The sequence below is a fragment of the Paraburkholderia xenovorans genome (assembly GCF_046030735.1).
In the GTDB taxonomy this organism is placed as follows: domain Bacteria; phylum Pseudomonadota; class Gammaproteobacteria; order Burkholderiales; family Burkholderiaceae; genus Paraburkholderia; species Paraburkholderia xenovorans_A.
This window is the reverse complement of record NZ_JAQQBV010000044.1, coordinates 17,130-43,375: the sequence shown is the minus strand read 5'-3', so window position 1 is coordinate 43,375 and position 26,246 is coordinate 17,130. Positions and strand designations below refer to the sequence as shown.

General features: G+C 63.0%; 25 protein-coding genes and 1 pseudogene. 18 read left to right on the top strand and 8 right to left on the bottom strand.

Features of this window, described 5'->3' with window-relative positions; genetic code table 11:
- Nucleotides 1-13 precede the first annotated feature (13 nt).
- The 5 genes from PQQ51_RS30270 (at nucleotide 14) to PQQ51_RS30250 (ending at nucleotide 4,056) form a co-directional block, all read left to right on the top strand.
- The gene (locus PQQ51_RS30270) at nucleotides 14-886 is read left to right on the top strand and encodes an aspartate/glutamate racemase family protein (protein WP_408500874.1); all 873 of its coding nucleotides are present in this window, start codon (nucleotides 14-16) and stop codon (nucleotides 884-886) included.
- Between the two features lie 101 nt (nucleotides 887-987).
- Complete coding sequence (gene puuE, locus PQQ51_RS30265) at nucleotides 988-1,938, top strand: allantoinase PuuE (protein ID WP_408500873.1); 951 nt, start codon at nucleotides 988-990, stop codon at nucleotides 1,936-1,938.
- A complete protein-coding gene (gene uraD / locus PQQ51_RS30260) occupies nucleotides 1,935-2,456 on the top strand; it encodes a 2-oxo-4-hydroxy-4-carboxy-5-ureidoimidazoline decarboxylase (protein WP_408500872.1) in 522 nt (173 codons plus the stop codon). Before puuE ends, uraD begins: the two co-directional genes overlap by 4 nt.
- A 77-nt stretch (nucleotides 2,457-2,533) precedes the next feature.
- A complete protein-coding gene (alc, locus tag PQQ51_RS30255; protein WP_408500871.1) occupies nucleotides 2,534-3,547 on the top strand; it encodes an allantoicase in 1,014 nt (337 codons plus the stop codon).
- Nucleotides 3,544-4,056, top strand: coding sequence for an ureidoglycolate lyase (locus tag PQQ51_RS30250; RefSeq protein ID WP_408500870.1), 513 nt, complete (start codon nucleotides 3,544-3,546; stop codon nucleotides 4,054-4,056). The genes alc and PQQ51_RS30250 overlap by 4 nt, the downstream gene beginning before the upstream one ends.
- A 145-nt stretch (nucleotides 4,057-4,201) precedes the next feature.
- Here PQQ51_RS30250 and PQQ51_RS30245 read toward each other — a convergent pair.
- The 3 genes and pseudogenes from PQQ51_RS30245 to uraH form a co-directional block, all read right to left on the bottom strand.
- A pseudogene (locus PQQ51_RS30245) lies at nucleotides 4,202-4,333 on the bottom strand (transcriptional regulator); the annotation flags it as partial.
- A gap of 130 nt (nucleotides 4,334-4,463) precedes the next feature.
- On the bottom strand, nucleotides 4,464-5,657 hold the full coding sequence (locus PQQ51_RS30240) for a urate hydroxylase PuuD (RefSeq protein WP_408500869.1): 1,194 nt from the start codon (nucleotides 5,655-5,657) through the stop codon (nucleotides 4,464-4,466).
- Between the two features lie 296 nt (nucleotides 5,658-5,953).
- Complete coding sequence (gene uraH / locus PQQ51_RS30235) at nucleotides 5,954-6,307, bottom strand: hydroxyisourate hydrolase (protein WP_012433320.1); 354 nt, start codon at nucleotides 6,305-6,307, stop codon at nucleotides 5,954-5,956.
- A 538-nt stretch (nucleotides 6,308-6,845) separates the two neighbouring features.
- On the opposite strand from uraH, the gene PQQ51_RS30230 reads away from it, so the two are divergent.
- Nucleotides 6,846-8,249 (top strand): 8-oxoguanine deaminase, encoded by a 1,404-nt coding sequence (locus PQQ51_RS30230; protein WP_408500868.1) that lies wholly within the window; start codon nucleotides 6,846-6,848, stop codon nucleotides 8,247-8,249.
- A gap of 67 nt (nucleotides 8,250-8,316) precedes the next feature.
- Here PQQ51_RS30230 and PQQ51_RS30225 read toward each other — a convergent pair whose 3' ends face one another.
- Complete coding sequence (locus tag PQQ51_RS30225) at nucleotides 8,317-9,249, bottom strand: LysR substrate-binding domain-containing protein (RefSeq protein ID WP_006051768.1); 933 nt, start codon at nucleotides 9,247-9,249, stop codon at nucleotides 8,317-8,319.
- A 250-nt stretch (nucleotides 9,250-9,499) separates the two neighbouring features.
- Here PQQ51_RS30225 and PQQ51_RS30220 point away from each other — a divergent pair, with 250 nt between their 5' ends.
- From PQQ51_RS30220 to PQQ51_RS30205, 4 genes are read left to right on the top strand one after another with little or no spacing between them, the layout of a single operon-like run.
- Nucleotides 9,500-11,110, top strand: a complete 1,611-nt coding sequence (locus tag PQQ51_RS30220) for an ABC transporter ATP-binding protein (protein ID WP_408500867.1) — start codon at nucleotides 9,500-9,502, stop codon at nucleotides 11,108-11,110.
- A 42-nt stretch (nucleotides 11,111-11,152) separates the two neighbouring features.
- Nucleotides 11,153-12,259, top strand: coding sequence for an ABC transporter permease (locus PQQ51_RS30215; protein ID WP_408500866.1), 1,107 nt, complete (start codon nucleotides 11,153-11,155; stop codon nucleotides 12,257-12,259).
- Between the two features lie 19 nt (nucleotides 12,260-12,278).
- Nucleotides 12,279-13,208, top strand: a complete 930-nt coding sequence (locus tag PQQ51_RS30210; RefSeq protein WP_408500865.1) for an ABC transporter permease — start codon at nucleotides 12,279-12,281, stop codon at nucleotides 13,206-13,208.
- A gap of 57 nt (nucleotides 13,209-13,265) precedes the next feature.
- Nucleotides 13,266-14,360 (top strand): BMP family ABC transporter substrate-binding protein, encoded by a 1,095-nt coding sequence (locus tag PQQ51_RS30205; protein ID WP_408500864.1) that lies wholly within the window; start codon nucleotides 13,266-13,268, stop codon nucleotides 14,358-14,360.
- A gap of 64 nt (nucleotides 14,361-14,424) precedes the next feature.
- Here the strand turns inward: PQQ51_RS30205 and PQQ51_RS30200 are convergent, their stop codons facing one another.
- Nucleotides 14,425-14,631 (bottom strand): dodecin, encoded by a 207-nt coding sequence (locus PQQ51_RS30200; protein WP_408500863.1) that lies wholly within the window; start codon nucleotides 14,629-14,631, stop codon nucleotides 14,425-14,427.
- Nucleotides 14,632-14,862: 231 nt separating this feature from the next.
- Here PQQ51_RS30200 and PQQ51_RS30195 point away from each other — a divergent pair, with 231 nt between their 5' ends.
- The 4 genes from PQQ51_RS30195 (at nucleotide 14,863) to PQQ51_RS30180 (ending at nucleotide 19,679) form a co-directional block, all read left to right on the top strand.
- Entirely contained in the window at nucleotides 14,863-15,837 is a 975-nt protein-coding gene (locus tag PQQ51_RS30195) for an NAD(P)-dependent oxidoreductase (RefSeq protein WP_408500862.1), read from the top strand.
- Nucleotides 15,838-15,929: 92 nt separating this feature from the next.
- Nucleotides 15,930-17,522, top strand: a complete 1,593-nt coding sequence (locus PQQ51_RS30190) for an ABC-F family ATPase (protein WP_408500861.1) — start codon at nucleotides 15,930-15,932, stop codon at nucleotides 17,520-17,522.
- 242 nt (nucleotides 17,523-17,764) lie between these two features.
- The gene (locus PQQ51_RS30185; protein WP_408500860.1) at nucleotides 17,765-18,955 is read left to right on the top strand and encodes an NAD(P)H-dependent flavin oxidoreductase; all 1,191 of its coding nucleotides are present in this window, start codon (nucleotides 17,765-17,767) and stop codon (nucleotides 18,953-18,955) included.
- 70 nt (nucleotides 18,956-19,025) lie between these two features.
- Complete coding sequence (locus PQQ51_RS30180) at nucleotides 19,026-19,679, top strand: OmpW/AlkL family protein (RefSeq protein WP_408500859.1); 654 nt, start codon at nucleotides 19,026-19,028, stop codon at nucleotides 19,677-19,679.
- Nucleotides 19,680-19,770: 91 nt separating this feature from the next.
- Here PQQ51_RS30180 and PQQ51_RS30175 read toward each other — a convergent pair whose 3' ends face one another.
- The 3 genes from PQQ51_RS30175 to PQQ51_RS30165 all read right to left on the bottom strand — a co-directional run bounded on the left by PQQ51_RS30175 (nucleotide 19,771) and on the right by PQQ51_RS30165 (nucleotide 21,857).
- A complete protein-coding gene (locus PQQ51_RS30175) occupies nucleotides 19,771-19,974 on the bottom strand; it encodes a DUF1289 domain-containing protein (RefSeq protein ID WP_408500858.1) in 204 nt (67 codons plus the stop codon).
- 144 nt (nucleotides 19,975-20,118) lie between these two features.
- Complete coding sequence (locus PQQ51_RS30170) at nucleotides 20,119-21,444, bottom strand: phospholipase A (protein ID WP_408500857.1); 1,326 nt, start codon at nucleotides 21,442-21,444, stop codon at nucleotides 20,119-20,121.
- A 251-nt stretch (nucleotides 21,445-21,695) separates the two neighbouring features.
- Nucleotides 21,696-21,857, bottom strand: coding sequence for a hypothetical protein (locus PQQ51_RS30165; RefSeq protein ID WP_408500881.1), 162 nt, complete (start codon nucleotides 21,855-21,857; stop codon nucleotides 21,696-21,698).
- Between the two features lie 240 nt (nucleotides 21,858-22,097).
- Here PQQ51_RS30165 and PQQ51_RS30160 point away from each other — a divergent pair, with 240 nt between their 5' ends.
- From PQQ51_RS30160 to PQQ51_RS30145, 4 genes are all read left to right on the top strand, one after another.
- Complete coding sequence (locus PQQ51_RS30160; protein WP_408500856.1) at nucleotides 22,098-23,198, top strand: polyamine ABC transporter substrate-binding protein; 1,101 nt, start codon at nucleotides 22,098-22,100, stop codon at nucleotides 23,196-23,198.
- A gap of 92 nt (nucleotides 23,199-23,290) precedes the next feature.
- The gene (locus PQQ51_RS30155; protein ID WP_408500855.1) at nucleotides 23,291-24,457 is read left to right on the top strand and encodes an ABC transporter ATP-binding protein; all 1,167 of its coding nucleotides are present in this window, start codon (nucleotides 23,291-23,293) and stop codon (nucleotides 24,455-24,457) included.
- Nucleotides 24,454-25,386 (top strand): ABC transporter permease subunit, encoded by a 933-nt coding sequence (locus PQQ51_RS30150; RefSeq protein WP_408500854.1) that lies wholly within the window; start codon nucleotides 24,454-24,456, stop codon nucleotides 25,384-25,386. The genes PQQ51_RS30155 and PQQ51_RS30150 overlap by 4 nt, the downstream gene beginning before the upstream one ends.
- Entirely contained in the window at nucleotides 25,383-26,201 is an 819-nt protein-coding gene (locus PQQ51_RS30145; protein WP_408500853.1) for an ABC transporter permease subunit, read from the top strand. Before PQQ51_RS30150 ends, PQQ51_RS30145 begins: the two co-directional genes overlap by 4 nt.
- Nucleotides 26,202-26,246 lie beyond the last annotated feature (45 nt).

Sequence of the window (26,246 nt, the reverse complement as noted above, 5' to 3'; positions counted from 1 at the left end):
AACAGGAGTCGATATGCGCATCAAACTGATCAATCCGAATACGACGCAACGCATGACGGAGGCGATGGGCCGCTGCGCGCGCGAGGTCGCGTCGCCCGGCACGGAAGTGATCGCGGTGAATCCGACGATGGGGCCGCCGTCGATCGAAGGCTATTACGACGAGGCGCTCGCGACGCCCGGCTTGCTAGCCGAAGTATTGGCCGGCGAGCGCGAAGGTTGCGACGGTTACGTGATCGCCTGCTTCGGCGACCCGGGTCTGTACGCGGCGCGCGAACTGGCGCGCGGTCCGGTGATCGGCATCGCGGAGGCGGCGATGCACGCGGCGAGCGTGCTGGCACCGGGCTTTTCGGTGGTGACCACGCTGGCGCGCACCTGCGGGATGGCATGGCACCTTGCGGAGCGTTACGGGATGAAGCGCTTCTGCCGTAACGTGCGCGCAACCGACGTCGCGGTGCTCGATCTCGACAAGCCCGGCTCGGCGGCGCGCCGCATCATTCTCGACGAATGCCGCAGAGCGCTCGCCGAAGACGGTTCCGACGCGATCGTATTGGGTTGCGCCGGGATGGCCGAGTTGTGCAGGGAAATCGAGGACGCGCTGGGCGCACCGGTGATCGAAGGCGTGACAGCCGCGCTCAAATGGACCGAGGCGCTGGTCGCGTTGCGACTGGCGACGGCCAAGCGCGGCGACTATGCGAGGCCGCTCGCGAAGCGTTACGACGGCGCGCTGGAGGCATTCAGTCCGACCGATGTCGATCCGAACCCCGCCGCGCCGCGCGCAGCGAACCCGACCACAAGCTCGACGGAAGGCGCGGACCCCGCAGGTTTGCTGCGGGTAAACACCACTGATCACCCCGCCGCACCGGGCTCGCACATACATTCAGTCTGACACGCACTATCTGCCCGGGTGTATGGGCGCACCCGGGCGTTTTCGCTACACTGGCCCAACGCGAATTCCAGTACCGTCACCACGCATTCATCCGCCAAACCATGCCACTCGACTCGAACTATCCACGCGATCTGATCGGCTACGGCCGCCACCCGGTGCAGGCGAACTGGCCGAATCGGGCGCGCGTCGCGGTGCAATTCGTTCTGAACTACGAAGAGGGCGGCGAAAACTGCGTGCTGCACGGCGATCCGGGCTCGGAGCAGTTTCTGTCGGAGATTGTCGGCGCGGCCGCTTATCCGGCTCGTCACATGAGCATGGAATCGATCTACGAATACGGCTCGCGCGCGGGCGTCTGGCGCATTCTGCGCGAGTTCGAAAAGCGCAGCTTGCCGCTGACGGTATTCGGCGTCGGCATGGCGATCGAGCGGCATCCGGACCTCGCGCGCGCGTTTGTCGAACTGGGTCATGAGATTGCTTGCCACGGTTATCGCTGGATTCACTATCAGGACGTGTCGCCGGAAAAAGAAGCGGAGCACATGCGCCTCGGCATGGCAGCGATCGAGCGGGTCACAGGCGAGCGGCCGCTCGGCTGGTACACCGGCCGCGACAGTCCGAATACGCATCGGCTGGTCGCGGAATACGGCGGCTTCCTGTACGACTCGGATTATTACGGCGACGATCTGCCGTTCTGGATGGACGTCGAAGTGACGGGCGGCGCCACGAGCCCGCAACTGATCGTGCCGTACACGCTCGACACCAACGACATGCGCTTTGCGAGCCCGCAAGGCTTCAACACGGCTGACCACTTCTTCACCTATCTGCGCGACGCGTTCGACGTGCTCTACGAAGAAGGCGACGAAGCGCCGAAGATGCTGTCGATCGGCATGCATTGCCGTTTGCTCGGCCGCCCAGGGCGCTTCCGCGCGCTGCAACGTTTTCTCGATCACATCGAACAGCACGATCGTGTGTGGGTAACGCGGCGCGTCGACATCGCGCGGCACTGGCGCGAACATCATCCTTACCAACACAATAACCGCGGGGCTGCGGCATGAAGGCGATGCAATACACTCTGAACCATCTCAACAGCACTTCGACCGACGCGTTTGTCGCGGCGCTGTCGGGTATTTTCGAGCACTCGCCGTGGGTCGCGGAAGTCGCCGCGAATCAGAGACCTTTTGCGAGCATCGACGAATTGCATCGCACGATGTCGACTATCGTCGAGACGGCCGGCGAAGAAAAGCAGTTGGCGTTGATCAATGCCCACCCGGAACTCGCCGGCAAGGCCGCGGTGCGCGGCGAGTTGACTGCCGAATCGACGCGTGAACAAAGCGGCGCGGGCCTCGCGCAATGCACGCAGGAAGAATTCGACAAGCTGCTTGCGCTCAACAGCGCGTATCGCGAGAAGTTCGGTTTCCCCTTCATCCTCGCAGTGCGCGGTTATGACCGCCACGGCATCATCGCGAACTTCGAGGCGCGTGTGAACAACAGCCGCGCCGACGAACTGCGCGCGAGCCTCGATCAGATCTATCGCATCGCACGTTTCAGGCTCGACGAGCTGATCGACGCGTGAAGTTCCTTACGCGTCGCGGATCTCGTATCGCATACCGAAACGCTTTTCAGCACTAACAAAGACTAAGGAAGACAACGATGGCACTCCCGATTCTCGACCCCAACGCACCGGAATTCACGCGTCGCTATGTGAACCTGGCGGACCCGCGTCTGGGCGCGCAGGCGCTCGAGGCCAGCGACGATTTCTTCGCACCGAAGGAACGCATGCTGAATCCGGAGCCGGCCGTCTTCATTCCGGGCAAGTACGACGACAACGGCAAATGGATGGACGGCTGGGAAACGCGCCGCAAGCGCGCGACCGGCTACGACTGGTGCGTCGTCAAGCTGGCGCGCCCCGGCGTGATCAAGGGCCTCGATCTCGACACGAGTCACTTCACGGGCAACTTCCCGCCGGCAGCGTCGGTGGAGGCCGCGCGCGTGGTGGACGGCGCACCGAACCAGTCCACGCAATGGACTGAAATCGTTCCGTCGACCACGTTGCAAGGCAACAGCCATCACTATCACGAAGTCGGTGACACGAACGCTTATACGCACCTGCGCGTGAACATCTATCCGGACGGCGGAATCGCGCGTCTGCGTGTGTACGGCCAGCCGCAAGTCGACTGGGCGCGCGCGAGCCGCACCGAGCAGTTCGATCTGGCCGCGATGGAAAACGGCGCGTATCTGGTCGCGGCGAACAATCAGCATTTCGGCGCCGCGTCGACGATTCTGATGCCGGGCCGCGGCGTGAACATGGGCGACGGCTGGGAAACGCGCCGCCGTCGCGAACCGGGTAACGACTGGGCAATCGTCGCGTTGGCGCAGCCGGGCGTGATCAAAAAGATCGAAGTGGACACCGCGCACTTCAAGGGCAACTTCCCGGACCGCTGCTCGATCCAGGCCGCGTACGTGACGGGCGGCACCGACAGCTCGCTGGTCACGCAAGCGATGTTCTGGCCAGTGCTGCTGGGCGAACAGAAGCTGAAGATGGACAACCAGCACTATTTCGAAAGCGAGATCGCGGCCTTGGGTCCGGTCACGCACGTGCGCTTCAACATCATTCCGGACGGCGGCGTGTCGCGTCTGCGTCTGTGGGGCACGCTCGCATCATGAAGACGCTCGCCATCGAACCGTTGACGAAAGAAGCGTTCGCGCCGTTCGGCGACGTGATCGAACTCGAAGGCGCGAAGCAGATTCCGATCAATCTCGGCACCACGATCCGCTATCACGATCTCGCGAAAGTGGACGTGACCGACGAGAGCGGCCGCACGCTCGTCAATCTGTTTCGCGGGCAGCCGCGTACGCTGCCGTTCGAGGTGACGATGCTCGAACGTCATCCGCTTGGCAGTCAGGCTTTTGTGCCGCTGAACGACAAGCCGTATCTGGTCGTGGTCGCGCCGGCGGGCGAGCTGGATCCGCAGCGGATCCGCGCGTTCGTGACGAGCGGCTGGCAGGGCGTGAACTACGCGAAGGGCGTGTGGCACCATCCGCTGATCGCATTGGGTGAGGTGAGCGACTTTATCGTCGTCGATCGTGGCGGGGAGGGGTTGAACCTCAACGAGCAGGATCTGGCCGAGTCGTTCTGGCTGACTGAAGATGTGTTGAATGCGGTGGCGGTTTAGGCATCAGGTGTTTAGGCATCAGGTGTATTGCGTCGAGTGATTGCGTCGAGTGAGTCGGCGAAAAAAAGCCCACGGTGTGCAGTTCACACCGTGGGCTTTTTTTTACCCGAAGACGGCGGCTATGCTGCCTCTCCGTCGAGCCTCATCAGTTCGAATCCGCCGCGCGTTGCTCCGCGAGGATGTCCTCGAGCGTGCGGCTGTGTCCATGTGGAACGAATTTGAGGTCGTAGCCGGCCGCCTCGAGCAGGCGCACGAGTGCCGATACGCTCATGTCGTTTTAGGACGACTTATACGTCGACATATCGGAGGCCGGCAACAAAAAACGGGCTTCCCGCTCACGCGAAAAACCCGCTTCCACTTGACTCAGACTCAGACTCAGAGTCAGGCCTACGGCCCGACCCTATCGGTTACTTCACCGCGCCGCCCTGAAACCATGCGGCGATCTTCATACGCTCGTCGTCGGTCATGTGAGTGACGTTGCCGAGCGGCATTGCCTTCAATGTCACCGCCTGCTGATAAATCCGCTGTGCGTTCTGCGAGATTTCATCCGGCGTATCGAGCAGCACGCCCGCGGGCGCACTGCCCATCATCGTCGGATGCGCGGAGTGGCATGCGACGCAACGTTGCTGCAACACCGGCGCAATGTCGGCCACGCGCACCACCGGTGCATTCGCGGCTTCTGCCTGCGGCACGACCGGCTTCGGCATCGTCCAGAAGAGGGCGCCGAACATCAGTACGATGCCGACCAGCGGCAGATACCACAGCACCTGGCCACGATGACGCATCACGAAGAACTGACGAATCAGCGCGCCGGCCAGCATGATGATCACGAGCACGGCCCAGTTGTACGGATGCGTGTAAGTCATCGCGTAGTGGTTCGACAGCATCGCGAACACCACCGGCAGCGTGAAATACGTGTTGTGCACCGAGCGCTGCTTGCCGCGTTTGCCGTAGATCGGATTCGGCGTGTCGCCCTTGAGCATCGCGTCGACCATCTTGCGTTGACCGGGAATGATCACGAAGAACACGTTCGCCGACATGATCGTGGCCAGCATCGCGCCCATGATCAGATACGCGGCGCGGCCCGCGAAGATGTGGCACGCGAGCCATGCCGCGATCAGCACATACGCGCCGACGCAAATGCCGAGCACCTTGTCTTTATTGCCGAGAATCCGGCACAGCGAGTCGTACACGATCCAGCCCGCGGCGAGAAAACCGAGTGCCGAAGCGACAGCTACGACCGGACCCATGTCGAGCACGTTCTTGTCGATCAGATACGTCGTCGGCGAGAACAGATACAGCACCGTGAACAGCCCGAAACCCGACAGCCACGTGGTGTACGACGGCCACTTCGACCAGTGCAGATCGTCCGGCATCTCCGGCGGCGCAACGGTGTACTTCTGCATGTTGTAGAAGCCGCCGCCGTGCACGTGCCACAGTTCGCCGAACACGCCACGTTTGCGCTGGTTAGGGTCGGTTGGCGGTTTCAGGCTGTTGTCCAGCGCGACGAAATAGAACGACTCGCCGATCCATGCGATCGCGGCGACGACGTGGAACCAGCGAATCGCCAGATTCAGCCAGTCGGTGATAAAGCCTTCCATGACACTCCTCCACTTCTGATTCGTTGTACGTGCAACGACACGGCTGCTTTCGTGACGTGTTCGACGGCCCGGCTGAAGGGGCGCCGCATGCCGTGTCCGCTGCACTGACTGCGGGGAGGCGCGGTGCGCTCAGTTCGCACGACGCCATTTTTTATCGGAACTCATGGGTCGAGTCGCGCGCGTTCGATTGCGTTGCGCGGAGCGCTCCACGGTTCGGCGCAATGCAATCGGCCGCGCCCGGAAATACAACGCGACATCGACCTCGTCTCCATCCAATGCGTGAGAATCGGGCCGCCTCAACTGCCCCGATACGTGCTGTACGACCACGGCGACACCAGCAGCGGCACGTGATAATGCGCGCCGGCATCGGCCACGCCGAAGCGCAACACGACGCGATCGACGAAACGCGGCTCGGGCACCTTCGTGCCGATCGATGCGAAATAGTCGCCTGCGCCGAACACGAGTTCGTATTCGCCCGCGACTAGCGCATCGCCTTCGAGCAGCGGCTGGTCGCAACGGCCGTCGTCATTGGTCGTGGTGGTTTTGAGCGCGCGGCGCGTATCGCCTGAGAGCGCGAAGAGTTCGACTTTGATGCCCGCGCCGGGACGCCCGTTCGCGGTGTCGAGCACATGGGTAGTGAGCTTTCCCATTCGCAATTTTCCTTATGTGAATGCGAGGTTTCGGCGGCGGCCCGATCCAGATACGTTTGCGGCGGATCGAGGCTCCACGTCAGTGGCTACATACCCGTCGGCGAATTGAAGCGAGCGCCGTGGCAGCCATTGTAAAAAGGTTGTTCCTGTCGGCGCGCGCGAGATAGGAAAGATAATAGCTGGCGCATGACAGACAGGTTGTTGAAAGCGCTGGCGAGCCGGTTCTTTCGGCAATTGCGTCGCATTCGATACATCGGCGGATCGTACCGGCGCCAAAAAGGCCCACTATATCGGCAGCCTGAAGTTGGGTATCGCGTGGGCGTGAGTTGTCAGCGTTATTTTGGCCGTCGAAGGTTACGTCTGCGTGCCGCGGCAAACGGGTTTCAACTGCGAGGTTTTAGCCGCGGCGCGCCCCGAAGACGGCGCAAACGCGCTGGGTAACCGGGCCAACGGCGTTCGACGGGACGCGGCGGCACGGTTGACGTGCCGTCACATCGCGTTCGAACGGCTTTCACGGAAGAATGAAGCGGAGAATCGAATGACGATGGAGCAAACGGCCAATCGGCCGAAGCAGGACAAACCGAAGAAAACGATGCTGGTGAAGCACGCGGACGTGCTGGTCACGATGGACGGCGCCCGGCGCGAGTTGCGCGACGGCGGCCTGTATATCGAAGACAACCGCATCGTCGCGGTCGGCCCGACGGCGGAGTTGCCGCAAACGGCAGACGAAGTGCTGGATATGCGCGGCCATCTGGTGATTCCGGGCCTCGTCAACACGCATCACCACATGTATCAGAGCCTGACGCGCGCCATTCCCGCCGCGCAGGACGCCGAGCTGTTCGGCTGGCTGACCAGTCTGTACAAGGTATGGGCGAACCTCACGCCGGAGATGATCGAAGTCTCGACATTGACGGCGATGGCCGAATTGCTGCTGTCCGGTTGCACGACGTCGAGCGACCATTTGTATATCTACCCGAACGGCAGCCGGCTGGACGACAGCATCGTCGCGGCGCGCCGGATCGGCATGCGTTTTCACGCGGCACGCGGCAGCATGAGCGTGGGGCAGAAAGACGGCGGTTTGCCGCCGGATTCGGTGGTCGAAAAAGAAAGCGCGATCCTGAAGGACACGCAGCGCCTGATCGAGACGTATCACGACGAAGGGCGCTACGCGATGCTGCGCGTGGTGGTTGCGCCATGTTCGCCGTTCTCGGTGAGCCGCGATCTGATGCGCGAATCGGCGACGCTGGCGCGGCACTACGGCGTGTCGCTGCACACGCACCTCGCCGAGAACGTCAACGATATCGCGTACAGCCGCGAGAAGTTCGGGATGACGCCGGCCGAGTACGCGGAAGACCTCGGCTGGGTCGGTCACGACGTCTGGCATGCGCACTGCGTGCAACTGGACGACGCGGGCATCGAACTGTTCGCGCGCACCGGCACCGGCGTCGCGCATTGCCCGTGCTCGAACATGCGGCTTGCGTCGGGCATTGCGCCGGTCAGGCGGATGCGTCTCGCGGGCGTGCCGGTCGGGCTGGGTGTCGACGGTTCGGCGTCGAACGACGGCGCGCAGATGGTCGCGGAAGTGCGCCAGGCGCTGCTGTTGCAGCGGGTCGGCTTCGGACCGGATGCGATGACCGCGCGTGAAGCGTTGGAGATCGCGACGCTAGGCGGCGCGAAGGTGCTGAACCGCGACGATATCGGCGCGCTGGCGCCGGGCATGGCGGCGGATTTCGTATCGTTCGATCTGCGTCAGCCGTTGTTCGCGGGCGCGTTGCACGACCCGGTGGCGGCGCTGGTGTTCTGTGCGTCGTCGCAGGTGAGCCATAGCGTGATCGGCGGCAACGTGGTGGTGAAGGAAGGCCGGCTGACCACGCTGGAACTGGGCCCGGTGATCGAGCAGCATAACCGGCTCGCGAAGTCGCTTTACGAAGCCGCGGCGTAACCCGAGGCGAATGTGAACCCTATCGGCATCGCGGATGCCGATAGGCGCGAAACAATAAGCTTGTCAATTAAGGCTTGTCGATCAACGTTCTGGTCGCCTCCGCGACCAGGCTGCGCAGCCAGCGCACTTCGTCGGAGTAATGCACGCGTTCGTGCCACAACTGGTAGTACTGCATCGGCGGAAAATCGAGCGGCGCGGGCACCACGGTCAGCGGCAAGAACTTCGCGTAGTAGTCGGCAAACAGGCGCGTGGTGGTGAAGATCAGATCGGACTTGATCAGCACGTAGGGCGCCAGATTGAAGTACGGCAGCGTGACGACCACATGGCGTTTCAGGCGCTCGCGCGCGAGATGCACGTCGATCGCGCCGCGCTGGCCCACCGAATACGGAGTGGGCGCGAGATGCGGTGCGTTCAGGTACTGGTCGAGCGTGAGCCCGCCGCGTTTGGCGAACGGATGCGTGTTGCTCATCAGGCACACGATCTGATCGACGAACAGATTCGACAGATGCAGTTGCTCAGGCGGTTCCGGCCAGTTGCCGACCACGATGTCGAGCTTGCCGTCCTCGAGCGCGAGCTCGTAGTCGAACGCAGGGCCGAGCGAATGAAACTCGAGCGTTGCATTCGGCGCGGCCTGGCGAAAACGTTCGACCACGGTCGGCACGAACAGCACGTTCAGGTAGTCCGGGCAGCCGATCCGGTAGCAGCGGATCGACGTGGCGGGATCGAAGTTGTGTTGCTGGAACTTGATGCGTTCGATTTCACGCAGCGCGTTCTGCACCGGTTCGAGCAGGCGCAGCCCGTATTCGGTCGGCACCATGCCGGATTTGCCGCGCACCAGCAGCGGGTCGCCGGTGATGTCGCGCAAACGGCGCAGCGCCGCGCTGATCGCGGGTTGAGACTGGTTAAGTTTGACGGCCGCGCGCGTAACGCTGCGCTCCATCAGAAGGGTATGCAAGACGCGTAATAGATATGTATCGATCGCCTCGCGTTGCTGACTCATGACTTCTCCGAAATATATGTTCTGGCTGATCGATGGGGCATGGGGATATATGGCTTTTAATATGAACACAAAACCGCGTCAAGGGAGGGATACCCGCAGAGCACGCTGCGGCGCGGGTTTGCGGGAATTTTGACGGCTCGACTGAGTGGGTCGAATTAGGTATTGTCATCCGGTTGTGGTGACGGATCGCAGGCCGGCAAGGCGGGCGGACGCGCTGGAACCGGCAGTCTCTGACGCACTACGGAATCACATGAGCGACTCTTCTTATAGCGACGGCGCCGCCGCGCAGCCGGCACCGAGGCCGGAACAGGCGGCGCCCCGGTTGATGCTCGCGGGCATCACCAAGCAGTACCCGGCCGTACGCGCGAACGACGACGTCACGTTGATCGTCGCGCCGGGCGAAATCCATGCGGTGCTCGGCGAAAACGGTGCCGGCAAAAGCACGCTGATGAAGATCATCTACGGCGCGGTGCGGCCCGATGCGGGCGAGATCCGCTGGGAAGGCGAGGCGCTCGAGATCGCGAGTCCCGCGGCGGCGCGCAAGCTCGGCATCGGCATGGTGTTCCAGCATTTCTCGCTGTTCGAGACGCTCACGGTCGGCGAAAACATCGCGCTCGCACTCGACGAACCGTTCGACCTGAAGACACTGTCCAAACGCATCCGCGAAGTCTCCGCCGACTACGGCCTCGACATCGACCCGCAACGTCACGTGCACAGCCTGACGGTGGGCGAGCGGCAACGCGTGGAGATCGTGCGCTGTCTGCTGCAGAACCCGCGCCTCCTGATCATGGACGAGCCGACTTCGGTACTCACGCCGCAAGCGGTGCGCAAGCTCTTCGAGATGCTGCGGCGGCTCGCGGCGGAAGGCTGCAGCATTCTCTACATCAGCCACAAGCTCGACGAAATCCAGGCGTTGTGCGACACCGCGACGGTGATGCGCGGCGGCCGCGTGACCGGTCATGTGAAGCCGAAGGAAGAAACGCACGCGTCGCTTGCGCAGTTGATGGTCGGTCATTCGCTGCCCGATTACACGCGCCGTGAGCACAAGCCCGGCGACGTGCTGCTCGACGTGAAGCAGTTGTCGGTTGAGAGCGACGATCCGTTCGGCACGTCGCTCGATAACGTGTCGTTCGGCGTGCATGCCGGTGAGATCTTCGGCATCGCGGGCGTGTCGGGCAATGGGCAGGCGGAATTGCTGTCGGCGTTGTCCGGCGAAAAGCGCGGCGCACGTGGTGGCCGTGCCGATGCGGTAACGATCTGCGGCAAGCCGGCGGGGCGTCTGGGCGCGGGCGGCCGGCGCACGCTCGGCTTCGGTTTCGTGCCGGAAGAGCGGCTCGGCCGCGGTGCGGTGCCGGCCATGACGTTGTCGGAAAACGCGTTGCTCACCGCGCATCGTCAGCAGATGGTGAACGCGGGCTGGATCAAGGCCGGCGCGATGCGCGCGTTCGCGAAGCGCTGCATCGACGCATTCGACGTGCGCTGCGGCGGCGCTGAAGCGCTGGCGCAAAGTCTGTCGGGCGGCAATCTGCAGAAATACATCATGGGCCGCGAGATTCTGCAGGCGCCCAAGGTGCTGGTGGTCGCGCAGCCTACGTGGGGCGTCGACGTCGGCGCGGCTGCGTTCATCCGTCAGCAGTTGCTCGATTTGTCCGCACGCGGCGTGGCGATTCTGGTGATCTCCGAAGAACTGGAAGAATTGTTCGACATCTGCGATCGCATCGCGGTGCTCGCACGCGGCAAACTCTCGCCGGTGCGTGCGACGGGCGCGACCAACGCCGAGGAAATCGGCCGCTGGATGGCCGGCCTGTTCGGCGACCGGGAGGGCGCGGCGCCGTCGGCGGAACAGCCGGCGCATGCCTGAGCCGACGCATCACACCAGAACCCGATAAAAGACCCGCTACCCATGATTCTTCCGTATCGACTCGAAGCCCGCACCACGCCCTCGCGCACGATGCAGCTCGCCGTGCCGCTGATCGCCGCGTTGCTCACGCTCGCGATCGGCTTTCTGATCTTCAGCCTGGTCGGCCGCGATCCGTTGCAGGCGATGCACGCCTTTTTCATCGAGCCGCTGTCGAGCGTGAACGGCTGGTCCGAACTGCTGCTGAAGGCGTCGCCGTTGTGCCTGATCGGCCTCGGCCTCGCGATCGGCTATCGCGCCAACGTGTGGAACATCGGCGCGGAAGGGCAGATGCTGCTCGGCGGGATCGCCGCAAGCGGCGTCGCGATCTATTTCGACCAGGCCACCGGCTGGTGGATCCTGCCGACGATGATGATCGCCGGCGTGCTCGGCGGCATGGCGTGGGCCGCGATTCCCGCGCTGCTGAAAAGCCGCTTCAACACCAACGAGATTCTGGTCAGCCTGATGCTCACCTACGTGGCGACGCAACTGCTGATCTATCTGGTGAGCGGCCCGTGGCGCGATCCGCAGGGGATGAATTTTCCGCTCTCCGAAATGTTCAGCGGCGACGCGCTCTATCCGACCTTTTCCGGCGACTGGCACTGGAAATGGCTGCGCGGCACGCGTCTGAACGCATCGGTGTTCGTCACGCTGATCGCGATTCCGTGCGTGTGGCTGTTCATTCGCAAGAGCTTCGCGGGTTACCGGATGAACGTCGGCGGACTCGCGCCGCTTGCCGCGCGCTACGCCGGTTTCTCCGACAAGAAAACCATCTGGACCTCGCTGCTGATCAGCGGCGGTCTCGCGGGGCTCGCCGGGATGGGCGAGATCGCCGGTCCGATCGGGCAGTTGCAGGCCACCTGGTCGCCGGGCTACGGCTTTACCGCGATCATCGTCGTGTTCGTCGGGCGGCTGCATCCGGTCGGCATCGTGCTCGCAAGTCTGCTGATGGCGTTGCTGTACCTCGGCGGCGAAGCGGTGCAGACCTCGATGCAATTGCCGCAGGCGCTCTCCGGCGTATTCCAGGGGCTGTTGCTGTTCTGCCTGCTGGGCGCCGACCTGTTCGTGAATTACCGCGTGCGCCGGCGCTCCGTTGCCGCGCAAGCCCACTGATTTTCGCCGCCGGATCTCCATGGATATTCAACAAGCCAGCGCGCTCACGTCGAGCGCCGTTACCGCCGCGATTCCGCTGATGTTCGCGGGCGCGGGCGAACTCGTTACCGAAAAATCGGGTGTGCTCAACCTGGGCGTCGAAGGCATGATGCTGATGGGCGCCGTAACCGGCTACGCGGTCACCGCCGTGACGGGCAGCCCGTGGCTCGGCGTGCTCGCCGCGATCGGCGCGGGTCTCGCGATGTCGCTGCTGTTCGCGTTCCTCACGCTGACCATGCTCGCCAATCAGGTCGCCACCGGTCTCTCGCTGACGATCTTCGGCATCGGCCTGTCCGCGTATGTCGGCAAGCCCTACACGTCGGCCGCCGTGCGCGCGACGATCGACACGTGGACCATTCCCGGTCTGTCGACAATTCCCGTGATCGGCCCGGCATTCTTCAGTCTCACGCCGCTCGACTATCTCGCGTTCATCATGTTCGCGGTGATCGGCTGGTTCCTGTACCGCACGCGCGCGGGTCTCGTGCTGCGCTCGGTCGGCGAATCGCCGCAGGTCGCGCACTCGGTCGGCTTTCCGGTGGTCGGCGTGCGTTACGGCGCGGTGGCCTTCGGCGGCGGGATGGCGGGTCTCGCCGGCGGCTATTACTCGATCGTCAATCTGCATTTGTGGCAGGAGCAACTGACGTCCGGCCGCGGCTGGATCGCGCTCGCGCTGGTGGTGTTCGCAACGTGGCGGCCGGGGCGTCTGCTGATCGGCGCGTTGCTGTTCGGCGCGGTGACCGGATTGCAGTTCTACGCTCAGGCGATCGGCGTGCCGGTGCCGACGCAATTCCTCGCGATGCTGCCGTATCTCGCCACGGTCGTCGTGCTGGTGCTGATCTCGCGCAATCCGAACACGATTCGCCTGAACGCGCCGGCATCGCTCGGCAAGCCGTTTTTCTCTGCGGGCTAACTGACCTATAGCCGACTCACACTTTCCAATCACCCGATAAACACGACAGGAGAAAACATGAAGAGAAGAAATCTGCTGACCGCTTTCGCGTGGGGCGCGGCCTCGCTCGCGCTCGCCGCGCCGCTCGCACAAAGCGCACAGGCCGCCGATGCGCCGGGCGTCGCGTTCGTCTACCTCGGCAATCCGGGCGATGCCGGCTGGACCTTCGCGCACGACCAGGGTTCGAAGGAAGCCGAAGCGAAGTTCGGCAACAAGATCAAGATCACCCGCATCGAGAACGTGCCCGAATCGGCCGACTCCGAACGCGTATTCCGCGATCTGGCCAATAAAGGCAACAAGATCATCATCGGTTCGAGCTTCGGCTATCAGGACTTCGAACTGAAGGTCGCAAAGGATTTCCCGGACACCGTGTTCCTGCACGCCACCGGCTACAAGAAGGCGCCGAACTTCGGCACGTACGACGTGCGCATGTATCAGGGCGCGTATCTGGCCGGCGTCGCCGCAGGCTATGTGACGAAGACGAACACGCTGGGCTTCGTCGCGTCGGTGCCGATTCCGGAAGTGATCCGCAACATCAATGCGTACACGCTAGGCGCGCGCTCGGTGAATCCGAAGGTTCACACGAAGGTCATCTGGATCAACAGCTGGTTCGATCCGGGCAAGGAAAAGCAGGCCGCTGAAACGCTGATCGGACAGGGCGCCGACGTGCTGTTGCAGAACACCGATTCGAGCGCGACGCTCGCTACTGCATCGGAAAAGCACGTGCATGCGTTCGGCTGGGATTCGGACATGAAGAAGTTCGGTCCTGATGCGCACCTCGGTTCGGTGGTCGCGCATTGGGGCGTGTATTACAACGCGGCGATCCAGCAGGTGCTGGACGGCAAGTGGAAGAACGATCCGGTGTGGTGGGGCATTCCGCAGAAGGCCGTCAACCTGGAAGACCTGAATACGTCGGTGATTCCGGCCGATGCGCAGGCGAAGGTCGCGGCGAAACGCGACGAACTCGCGGGCGGCAAGTGGGACGTGTTCTCGGGTCCGATCAAGGACCAGGGCGGCGCGGTGAAGGTGCCTGCCGGCAAGACGCTGACCGATCCGGAACTGCAGCGCCTGAACTGGTACGTGGAAGGCGTGGACGGGACGCTGCCGAAGTAACGCGGTGAGGGGCGCAGGTGAGTGGCGCAGGCGTGTCGCGCCTGCGCCGTTCGGCCGACGTGCGCTATTCGATGCGCAAACCTACCTTGATGGTCACCTGCCAGTAGGCGACCTTGTCGTCCTCAATCTGGCCTCGCGTTTCCGTCACTTCGAACCAGTGCAGATTACGCAGCGTTTTCGATGCTTTGGCGATCGCGGTGCGCACGGCGTCGTCGATCGATTGGGTCGACGAACCGGTCAGTTCGATCTGCTTGTAGACGTGGTCTGACATGAACTTCCTCCTTTGATCTTCGGTGGTGTGCAAAAAGTATAGGCAATGGATCGGTGCGGAGATTCGTCGCGAGTCTCACGCCGGATGTCGCGCTGCGTCTCGTGCTGTATCTCACGCTGCATCTCGCGCATGAACGAGTCGACACGCACGTCGCGTGCCCGACGTGCGACGGTGGATCGCGGCCGTTATCATGTGCGCGCAACTCAATCCGACATCCGACGAGGTTCGAAAGTGGAAATTGGTTTTTGCGGCCCCGGCCTGATGGGCGCGCCGATGATCCGGCATCTGCTGCGCGCGGGGCATACCGTGCATGTCTGGAACCGCACGCGCGCCAAAGCCGACGCGTTGCTGGCCGACGGCGCGCGGGTGGTCGACACGCCGCGTGAACTCGCCGCGCGTTGCGAGGCCGTGTTGTTGTGCGTCGCGGATGCGGCGGCCGTCGAGGAAACCGTGTTCGGCGAAGCAGGGCTGCTGAGCGGCGCTACGTCCGGTAGCGTGCGGTGGATCGTCGATCATTCCAGCATTCCGCCGGCTGCGACGCGTGCGTTTGCGCAGCGCGCGGCGGCGGTGAAGGCGGCGGGCGGCGGCGCCGCGACGGTCGCAAACGCTGCCAGAGATGCGACCATCACGCAGGATGCCGCGGCGCGCGAAACCGAAAACCCGGCCGGCGTCGGCTGGATCGACGCACCGGTTTCCGGCGGCGTAGCGGGCGCCACGGCCGGCACGCTCGCGATCATGGCGGGCGGCGCCGCGGCGGACGTCGATGCGCTTACGCCGTTGCTCAAGGCCTACGCGGCCCGCGTCACGCATATGGGCGAGGTCGGCGCGGGGCAAACCACCAAGCTGTGCAACCAGACCATCGTCACCGCGACGGTGGCGGCGATCGCCGAGGCCGTCAGCCTCGCGCAGCGCAGCGGCATCGATGCGTCGAAACTGACCGAAGGGCTCGCCGGCGGCTGGGCCGATTCGGTGCTGCTGCAGGTCTTCGTGCCGCGCATGACGCAAGGCGGCCTCGCGCCGATCGGCGCGTTTCGCACCTTCCAGAAAGATGTCGACACGGTCGCCGCGACCGCGTACGAGACCGGCACGCCGATGCCGGTTTCGTCGACGGTGCAGCAGCTGTTGCGGCTCGGCGCGGCGATGGGACTCGCCGACGCCGATCTGTCCGCGTTCATCGACGTGTTGCAGACGCCGCGCGGCCGCTAAAACGCCGGCCTCACCGCCCGCGTGGGTTGAATTCGCGATAACCTGCTAAAATATTGGGTTTTTCGCCGATATCACATTCAAAGGGACGCGCCGTGCTGTCTACCGCCAATATCACCATGCAATTCGGGCCAAAGCCCCTCTTCGAGAATATCTCGGTCAAATTCGGGGGAGGGAACCGCTATGGTCTGATCGGTGCAAACGGCTGCGGCAAATCCACCTTTATGAAGATCCTCGGCAGCGATCTGGAACCGAGCTCCGGCAACGTGATGCTCGAACCGAACGTGCGCCTCGGCAAGCTGCGTCAGGATCAGTTCGCGTACGAAGAGGTGCGCGTGCTCGACGTCGTAATGATGGGCCACGCCGAAATGTGGGCCGCGATGACCGAGCGCGACGCGATCTACGCGAACCCGGACGCCACCGACGACGACTACATGCACGCCGCCGAACTCGAAGCGAAGTTCGCCGAGTACGACGGCTACACGGCCGAAGCGCGCGCGGGCGAACTGCTGCTCGGTATCGGCATCGCGATCGAGGATCACAACGGCCCGATGAGCAACGTGGCGCCGGGCTGGAAACTGCGCGTGCTGCTCGCGCAGGCGCTGTTCTCGAAGCCGGACGTGCTGCTGCTGGACGAACCGACCAACAACCTGGACATCAACTCGATCCGTTGGCTGGAAGACGTGCTCAACCAGTACAACTCGACGATGATCATCATCTCGCACGATCGACACTTCCTGAATCAGGTCTGCACGCACATGGCCGACATGGACTTCGGCACGCTGAAGGTCTATCCGGGCAATTACGACGACTACATGCTGGCGAGCACGCAGGCGCGCGAGCGTCAGCAGAACGCCAACGCGAAGGCGAAGGAACGCGTGGCCGACCTGCAGGACTTCGTGCGCCGCTTCTCGGCGAACAAGTCGAAGGCGCGTCAGGCAACCAGCCGTCTGAAGATGATCGACAAGATCAAGATCGAGGAATTCAAGCCGTCGTCGCGTCAGAACCCGTTCATTCGCTTCGAGTACGAGAAGAAGCTGCACAACATCGCGGTGGTGGCCGAGAATATCTCGAAGAAGTACGAGCGCCAGATTTTCAACGACTTCAGCATCAGCGTGCAGCCGGGCGAGCGCATCGCGATCATCGGCGAAAACGGCGCGGGCAAGACCACGCTGCTGCGCTCGCTGCTGGGCAAGCTCGCGCTGGATCACGGCGCGGTGAAGTGGGCCGAGAACGCGAATGTCGGCTACATGCCGCAGGATACCTACGAAGAGTTTCCGGACGACGTCACGCTGATGGACTGGATCGACGGCTATCGTCAGGAAGGCGACGACGAGCAGATGGTGCGTGGCACGCTCGGCCGTCTGCTGTTCAATGCGGACGACATCCGCAAGTCCGTGAAGGTGCTGTCGGGCGGCGAGAAGGGCCGCATGATCTGGGGCAAGCTGATGCTGGGCCGCCACAACGTGATGCTGATGGACGAGCCGACCAACCACATGGACATGGAGTCGATCGAATCGCTGCAGATCGCGCTCGACAAGTACGACGGCACGCTGATTTTCGTGTCCCACGACCGCGAGTTCGTGAGCGGGCTGGCGAACCGGATCATCGAAGTGCGCACGGATGGCACGTTGAACGATTTCGGTGGGAATTATGAGGACTTCCTGTTGAGCCAGGGCGTGCAGTAAGCCGCATCGGGTTTCGCGGTATCGCGCCGCGCAAGCCACGCAAAGCCCGCTTCTTCGAAGCGGGCTTTTTTCATCACGCAGGGTGCGGCGATTCGCTGCACGTCAACACGCCAACCTGATGACGCGCGTCAACAGACGAGGCGGCCTCACTGCCACCGGGTTCGTTCATTGACCCAGCGCAACCCCAACGCCACCCGAGCCCGGATGATCAGCGCTTCGCCATTCCATCCATCGGGTTGCTCATGCTTACCTCTCACACTTTCGCGCCGCTGGTTATCCGCGGCCGCTCGCTATTGCCGATCGTTCAGGGCGGGATGGGCGTCGGCGTCTCTGCGCATCGGCTTGCCGGCAGCGTCGCCCGCGAAGGCGCGCTCGGTACGATCGCGAGCATCGATCTGCGTCACCATCATCCGGACCTGATCGAGCGCTGCCGCCATACGCCGGATCGCGCCACGCTCGAACAGGCCAATCTGATTGCGTTGGCCCGTGAAATCGACGCCGCCAAAAAGCTCAGCGAAGGCCGCGGGATGATCGCAGTCAACGTGATGAAAGCCGTCAACGCGCAAGCGGACTATGTACGCGTCGCCTGTGAAAGCGGCGCGGCGGCGATCGTGATGGGCGCGGGGCTGCCGCTCGATCTGCCGGACATGACCCGCGACCACGACATCGCGCTGATTCCCATTTTGTCCGATAGCCGCGGCGTTTCGCTGGTGCTGAAAAAGTGGCTGAAGAAGAACCGTTTGCCGGACGCGATCGTGATCGAACATCCGGCGCATGCGGGCGGCCATCTCGGCGTGAGCAACCTTGCCGACATGCACGACGGACGTTTCGATTTTCCCCGCGTGCTCGAAGAACTCGACGCCGTGTTCACGTCGCTCGGCTTGAGCCGCCAAGACGTGCCGCTGATCGTCGCGGGCGGCATCAACAGTCATGCGGCAGTGTGTGAGTGGCTGGGCGCGGGCGCGAACGGCGTGCAACTCGGCACACCGTTTGCCGTCACCGAAGAGGGCGATGCGCATCCGAACTTCAAGCGTGTGCTTGCCGACGCGACGGCCGACGACATCGTCGAATTCGTCAGCGTGACAGGCTTGCCCGCGCGCGCGGTGAAAACCCCGTGGCTCACGCGCTATCTACGCCACGAGAGCCGGATCCGCGCAAAAATCGGCGCGCTCAAGCAGGCTTGTCCGAGCGCGCTCGAATGTCTGAGCGCGTGCGGCCTGCGCGACGGCATCGAAAAGTTCGGTCACTTCTGCATCGACACGCGGCTCGCCGCCGCGTTGCGCGGCGACGTGGCCAACGGCCTGTTCTTCCGCGGCCGTGAAGCGTTGCCGTTCGGCACCGCGATTCGCAGCGTGCACGATCTGCTCGAGTTGCTGCTGACCGGCGCGACGCGACCTGCTGTCGCAGGGCGATGGGCGTTGTCGCTCGGTTGACGCGGGTCAACGCGGCGGCGCGCGAGACCTTCGACAATCCCCGCACGTCAACAAACACTCGGGGAAGCAGATGAAGCATTCGCTAGCAAACACGATCAAGGCCGCTGTCGTCGCGGTGAGCCTGCTGGGCGCGGGCGCTTTTGCGCAGCAGGCGCATGCCGCCGGCGACGACCTGAACGGCATTCACGCCGGCGACGTGCTGGTGCGTTTGCGCGCGATCAGCATCATGCCGAACGTGGACACCACTCATTCATTGTCGGCGTTGAACGTGGGCGTGAACAACGCGATCGTGCCGGAACTGGATCTCACCTACATGATCCGCGACTACCTCGGCGTCGAGCTGATTCTCGGCACGTCGCGTCATCAGCTTACGTCGAGCCTCGGCAATCTCGGCGGCGTGAACGTGTTGCCGCCCACGCTGCTGCTGCAGTATCACTTCAATCACGCGGGGCGGATTCGTCCGTATGTCGGCGCGGGTATCAACTACACGCTGTTTTATAACAACGGTCTGAACGCAGGCGGCCAGCCGATCGGGATCACCAATCACAGTTTCGGCCCGGCGTTGCAGGCGGGTGTCGACGTGCAGGTCACCAAATCGCTGTTCGTCAACGCGGATATCAAGAAGATCTGGATGCACACGGACGCGTCGCTTGGTGGAGCGCCGCTCGGGCGGCTGAGCATCGATCCGGTGGTGGTGGGGTTGGGCGTCGGTATGCGGTTCTGAAGCAGCGGTTCTGAAGCAACGCTGCGGTAACGCGCCAGCAACGCAAAACGCCGGACATGCCGGCGTTTTTTTATGCAACGAAGCGCAGCGACTACAGCTTGTCGTACTTGAAGCGCATCGCGGTGCCGTCCTGCTCGATGCGAACCCACACGGCGCGCTTTTCCTCTTCGCTCAGGAAGACCCAGTTGGACACTTCGGCAGCGGTGCGGCCGCAGCCTTTGCAGACGTCGTCGAACAGCGTGGAACAGACGCCGATGCACGGGCTGTCGGGGAGATCGTGGAGATTCGAAGCCATCGGAAACCTTGGGGCGGAGAAGCGGAGTTCCGCTATGTTAGCCGATGCGGCGAGCGCGCCGCGCCGTGGCGCGCTCGCGGGCCTGGTTCGACGGATGGTTGGCAGGATTCGCGACATCGTCCACCGTGCCCAAACTCGACGACCTCAGCGTGAGATGCTGTAGCCGATCCGCGCCATCCAGTGCTGCCGGTTGTTGTAGTCGAGCAGATCCTCGCCATAGCCGTTGAAATAGCCGACCCAGAGATAGCCGCCCCACGCGCTGCCGAGAATTTTGGCGAGCGGATAGGTGAACTGTGTGTCCACGCTGCCGTACCAGTGCTTGGTGCCTTTGCGTACTGTGGTCGCGAGTTGCCAGCCGTCGGGGCTGCCGTACTTGACGAGCAGATCGACGTAGCCGCGATAGTCCGCGATATCGGGGTTGTTGCTCGTACCCAGGTAGTAATAGATTTTCGGCGACACGGTCAGGTGGTTGGCCGTCAGATCGCCGAACTCCCACGTCGGACGGATAAACGGCATGTTGATGCTGCGCGAGTCCGTGCCGCCTTTGCCGTTCGATTCATGCGCGACGCCCGCGGCGAATCCCATCCGCGTGAAAAACGGGCTGGTCCAGCCGGTGTCCGGCACGTAATAGAACAGTTGCGGACTGTAGGTCGTGTCGCGGAACGGCCGCGAATCGGCGGACAGATCCCAGATCGAGGTTTGCGTGTACGCGAAGTAGAGGTTGTCGACGAAACCCTTCGAGCGCAGATCGTCCGGAATCCGCAGCCGGTATTTGAAGCTCAGTTGCAGCCGCGCATTCGTGTCGCCGTTGCGGCCGGCGGCGATATACATCGGCTCGTAGTAGGACAGATGCGACAGCACGCCGCGTCCGGTGGTGGCGAGCGAGTCGCCGGGCGGCGCCATCGCGTCCCCGGTCGGACCGTTGACGACGGTACTCGCCGCGGCCACCTGCGCGGGCGTCGTGGCCTGGCTTTCGGCATGCTCGGCCTGAACCACCGCGTCCTGCTGTTTGCCGCGGTTGATCGCCACCAGCGCCGGCGATGCATCGAAACCGACCGGGTCGATTCGCACCTCGCCGCGCGCCGATTCCGGCCACGGTGCCGAGAAGCGCACTTTGCGGAATTGACCCGGTCGCAGATGCAAGGTGTTCGGCACACCGGCTTCGCGTATGAGCTCGAGCGGCTGCGCGGCCTGCTCGCCGCTGCTCAGGCTCACGTGCAGGCTCGGCGGCACGGTGATGGTGAGCGGTTTGGCGTCGTCGGCGGAATAGAGGATCGTGATCTGCAGCGGCTCGTTGGCGGCGGCGACGCGCGGCGGTTGCAGCATCGCGGTGGTCGCATAAGCTTCGCCGTGCAACACCGAGATCGCGACTAACGTGGCCAGTTGGGCCGCGCGCGCGGCGCGCAGTGGCTTGTGATGGGATGAGGTCGGAGGACTGGTGAAGCGGGCAAGCGAAGCGTGAAAGCGCATGGGCGAGTGTCTATCCAGGTAGCAGGGAAGCGGGCGGAACGGCACGGCGGGCGTCGCGTAGGACGCACGCACCGGCGTACCGGATCGAACGCAAAAATTGCAAAAAATGGCACAAAAACGGCTGCCGAACGATGACGCGAGGCAGCCGCGAACGCTGGATTGCCGCTGGCAGCGCGTCCCACAAAGCGCCGCCGCAAGTCTCAGAGAATACTTACAAAATCACTTCATCTCCAGATCGCATCCATACCGCATCAGCCGCTGGACACCCGTTGCCGCACCATCTCGCTCGCGCCCAGCAGCTGGTTCGAGCCATGCTGGCCGAACAGCGCGGCCGCGAAGAGCGCCGGGCCGATCGCCAGCGCACGTGTTCGCAAACGATGTGCCCGATAGCGGGCACGGCGAACGGTGCTCAACGTCGAGCCTTGCGCTACCCGTGTTTTTTTCGGGTAGACACGGGCTGATAACCCGCTAAAATTGCGGCCAATTTTGTAGCGGTACGGCTTGAGCTGTACCGTTGGCGCGACATCCGGGCATTTTTTTTGGAGCGCGCAATATTTAGTGGTAGTTTTCGGATTTTTCAGGGGAGCCGTGCGCAGCGTGCGGCGGCGTAGGTGACGATAGCCGGCTCGGGTCGGTCTGGTTCGGAGAACGGGATGAAAAAACAGGTAGTAGTGCGGGTAGCGGCGCTGGTTTTGTGCGCGACGCCCTGGTTGACGGCCGCGGCGAAAGATACGCAGTTGAACGTGTACAACTGGTCCGATTACATCGCCAAGGACACCATTCCGAACTTCACCAGGCAGACCGGCGTTCAGGTCAAATACGACAACTACGACAGCGACGACACGCTGCAAGCCAAACTCCTCACCGGCAACTCCGGCTACGACATCGTCGTGCCGACCAGCAACTACGCCGGCAAGCAGATCGCCGCCGGCATCTTCGCGCCGCTCGACAAATCGAAGCTGCCGAACCTGAAGTACCTCGACCCGTCGCTGATGGCGCTCGTGGCCGGCGCCGATCCGGGCAACAAGTTTTCGGTGCCCTGGGCCTACGGCACGACCGGGCTCGGCTACAACGTCACCAAGGCGCAACAGATCCTCGGCAAGAACGTGCCGCTCGATAGCTGGGACGTCCTCTTCAAGCCGGAAAACATCTCGAAGCTGAAAGCGTGCGGCGTGTCCGTGCTCGACGCACCGGACCAGATGTTCGCCGCCGCGCTGCACTACATCGGTCGCGATCCGATGAGCACGAACCCGGCCGACTACCGCGCCGCGCTCGACATGATGAAGAAGATCCGCCCGTACATCACGCAGTTCAACTCGTCGGGCTACATCAACGACCTGGTCGGCGGCGACGTGTGCTTCGCGTACGGCTGGTCTGGCGACGTCGTGATCGCCAAGCATCGCACGCTCGAAGCGAAGAAGCCGTACAAGGTCGAGTACTACATTCCGAAGGGCGGCGCCCCGGTATGGTTCGACGTGATGGCGATTCCGAAAGACGCGAAGAACAAGGAAGCCGCGCTCGAGTGGATCAACTACATCGAAACGCCGCAGGTTCACGCCGCGATCACCAACGCCGTCTACTACCCGAGCGCGAACCTCGAAGCGCGCAAGTACGTGGACAAGGACGTGGCGAACGACCCGGCCGTCTATCCGCCGCCTGAAGTCATCAAGACGCTGTTCCTGCTGAAGCCGCTGCCGCCGGAAATCCAGCGGCTGCAAACGCGGCTGTGGACTGAATTCAAGTCCGGCCGCTGATCCGCGGCCAGAGTGAACGGGTCAGCATCATCATGAAGCCCTCGGTGTCCACCGGGGGCTTTGTTCGTCAAACGCCGGAGTAATGCATTGTGATGAGTAGTGACCAGTCGGGCGCGCTGACAGGCGCCGCCGCGCCGTCCGCGGACCAGAACGCCGTGGCGGGCGACGCCGCGGACAATTTCGTGCAGATCGTCGACGTCGTGAAGAAGTTCGGCGACACCGCAGCGGTCAAGGGCGTGAATCTTTCGGTGAAGAAGGGCGAGCTGTTCGCGCTGCTCGGCAGTTCCGGCTGCGGCAAGTCGACGCTGCTGCGCATGCTCGCGGGGCTCGAATCCGTGACCTCGGGCAAGATCCTGATCGACGGCGAAGACCTCGCGCAGTTGCCGCCGTATCGCCGCCCCACCAACATGATGTTCCAGTCGTATGCGCTATTTCCGCACATGACGGTCGAGGCCAACGTCGCGTTTGGCCTGAAGCAGGAGGGCGTCGCGAAGGCCGAGTTGCAGGAGCGCGTGCATCACACGCTCGAACTCGTGCAGATGGCGCGCTTCGCGAAGCGCAAGCCGAACCAGTTGTCAGGCGGGCAGCAGCAGCGGGTGGCACTCGCGCGCTCTCTGGTCAAGCGGCCCAAACTGCTGCTGCTCGACGAACCGATGTCCGCGCTCGACAAGCAGATCCGTCAGCGCACGCAGATCGAACTCGTCAACATTCTCGACAAGGTCGGCGTGACCTGCATCATGGTCACGCACGACCAGGAAGAAGCGATGACGATGGCGGGGCGCCTCGCGGTGATGAGCGAGGGCGAGATCGTTCAGCTCGGCACGCCGCACGAAGTGTACGAATATCCGAACAGCCGCTTCTCGGCGGAGTTCATCGGCTCGACCAATCTGTTCGAAGGTCATACGGTCGAAGACGAGCCCGATCACGTGTTCATCGAAACGCCGGATCTGCCGGTGCGTTTGTATGTGAATCACGGCATTACCGGGCCGCTCGGCATGCCGGTGACGATCTCGGTGCGGCCCGAACGTATCGCGCTCACGCGCAAGCCGCCTGAAGGCACATACAACTGGGGCAAGGGCGTCGTCACGAATATCGCGTACATGGGCGGCTATTCGCTGTATCACGTGAAGCTCGACGCCGGCAAGACGGTGATCGCGAACGTGACGAGCCTCGCGTTGACCGAGATCGATCCGCCCACCTGGGGCGACGAAGTGTACGTGCGCTGGAGCGCATCGGCCGGCATGGTGCTGACGTCATGAAGCGCTCGCTCGGTTCTTTCGCGTCGTGGCCGGTGCGCCGTTTCAACCTGACCGGTCGCACCGCGGTGGTGGCCGGCCCGTTCGTCTGGCTGCTGCTGTTTTTCCTCGTGCCGTTCCTGCTGGTCGTGAAGATCAGCTTCGCCGATTTGCAGCTCGGCATTCCGCCTTATACGGAGCTCACCCGTTTCGCCGACGGCGCGATTCACATCACGCTCGATCTGTCGCATTACGCTTTTCTGCTGACCGACAGCCTGTATTTCGCGACCTACGTGAATTCGGTGGTGGTGGCCGCGATCTCCACGTTACTGTGTCTGCTGATCGGTTATCCGATGGCGTATTACATCGCGCGCTCGAATCCCGCGAGCCGTAATCTGCTGATGATGGCGGTCATGCTGCCTTTCTGGACCTCGTTCCTGATTCGCGTGTATGCGTGGATCGGGATTCTGAAAAACAACGGTCTGCTGAATAATTTCCTGATGTCGATCGGGCTGATCCATTCGCCGATCGAGCTGTATCACACCAATACCGCGGTTTATATCGGCATGGTGTATTCGTACCTGCCGTTTCTCGTGATGCCGCTGTACGCGCATCTGGTGAAGATGGACATGACGCTGCTGGAAGCCGCGTACGACCTCGGCGCAAAACCGTGGAAGGCGTTCTGGCAGATCACGTTGCCGCTGTCGAAGAACGGCATCATCGCCGGCTGTCTGCTGGTGTTCATTCCGGCGGTGGGCGAATACGTGATTCCTGAACTGCTCGGCGGCGCGAACACGCTGATGATCGGCCGCGTGATGTGGAACGAGTTCTTCGACAACGCCGATTGGCCGATGGCGTCCGCCGTCACGTGTGCGATGGTGTTGCTGCTGCTGGTGCCGATGGCGTTTTTCCAGCGCGCGCAGGCGAAGGCGATGGAGGAAGGGCGTCAATGAAACCGAACCGGATTTTGCAGTTCGTGGCGTTGGGCATCGGCTTCCTGTTTCTCTACATTCCGATCGTGAGCCTGATTGTGTATTCGTTCAACGAATCGCAACTGGTGACGGTGTGGACGCGCTTCTCGACGCGCTGGTATGCGGCGCTGCTGCAGGACGACGAACTGATCGCTGCGGCGTGGCTGTCGTTGCGGGTGGCGTTGCTGACCGCGTTCGCGTCTGTGATCATCGGCACGTGGGCCGGTTTCGTGCTCGCACGCATGGGCCGTTTTCGCGGCTTCACGCTGTATACCGGCATGATCAACGCGCCGCTGGTGATTCCCGAAGTGATTCAGGGCATTTCGCTGCTGCTGCTCTTTATCGAAATGGCGAAGTTGCTCGGCTGGCCTGCCGGTCGTGGCATTTTCACGATCTGGATCGGGCACGTGATGCTGTGCATTTCCTACGTGGCGATCATCGTGCAGTCGCGGGTGAAGGAGTTGCATCCTTCGCTGGAAGAGGCCGCGCTCGATCTCGGCGCGACGCCGCTGCGGGTGTTCTTCTTCATCACGCTGCCGTTGATTTCGCAAGCGCTCGTATCGGGATGGTTGCTGTCGTTCACGCTGTCGATCGACGATCTGGTGCTGTCGGCGTTCCTGTCCGGGCCTGGATCGACGACGTTGCCGCTGGTGGTGTTCTCGCGCGTTCGGCTGGGTTTGAATCCCGAGATGAATGCGTTGGCGACGCTGTTTATTGCCGTGGTGACGGTGGGCGTGGTGGTGGCGAATTACGTGATGCAGAGGAACGAGAGGAAGAGGGTGGCGTCGGCTGTTTAGTTCCGCTCAATGGAGCCGTCGGGTTCCATTGAGCGGCTGCAAGTC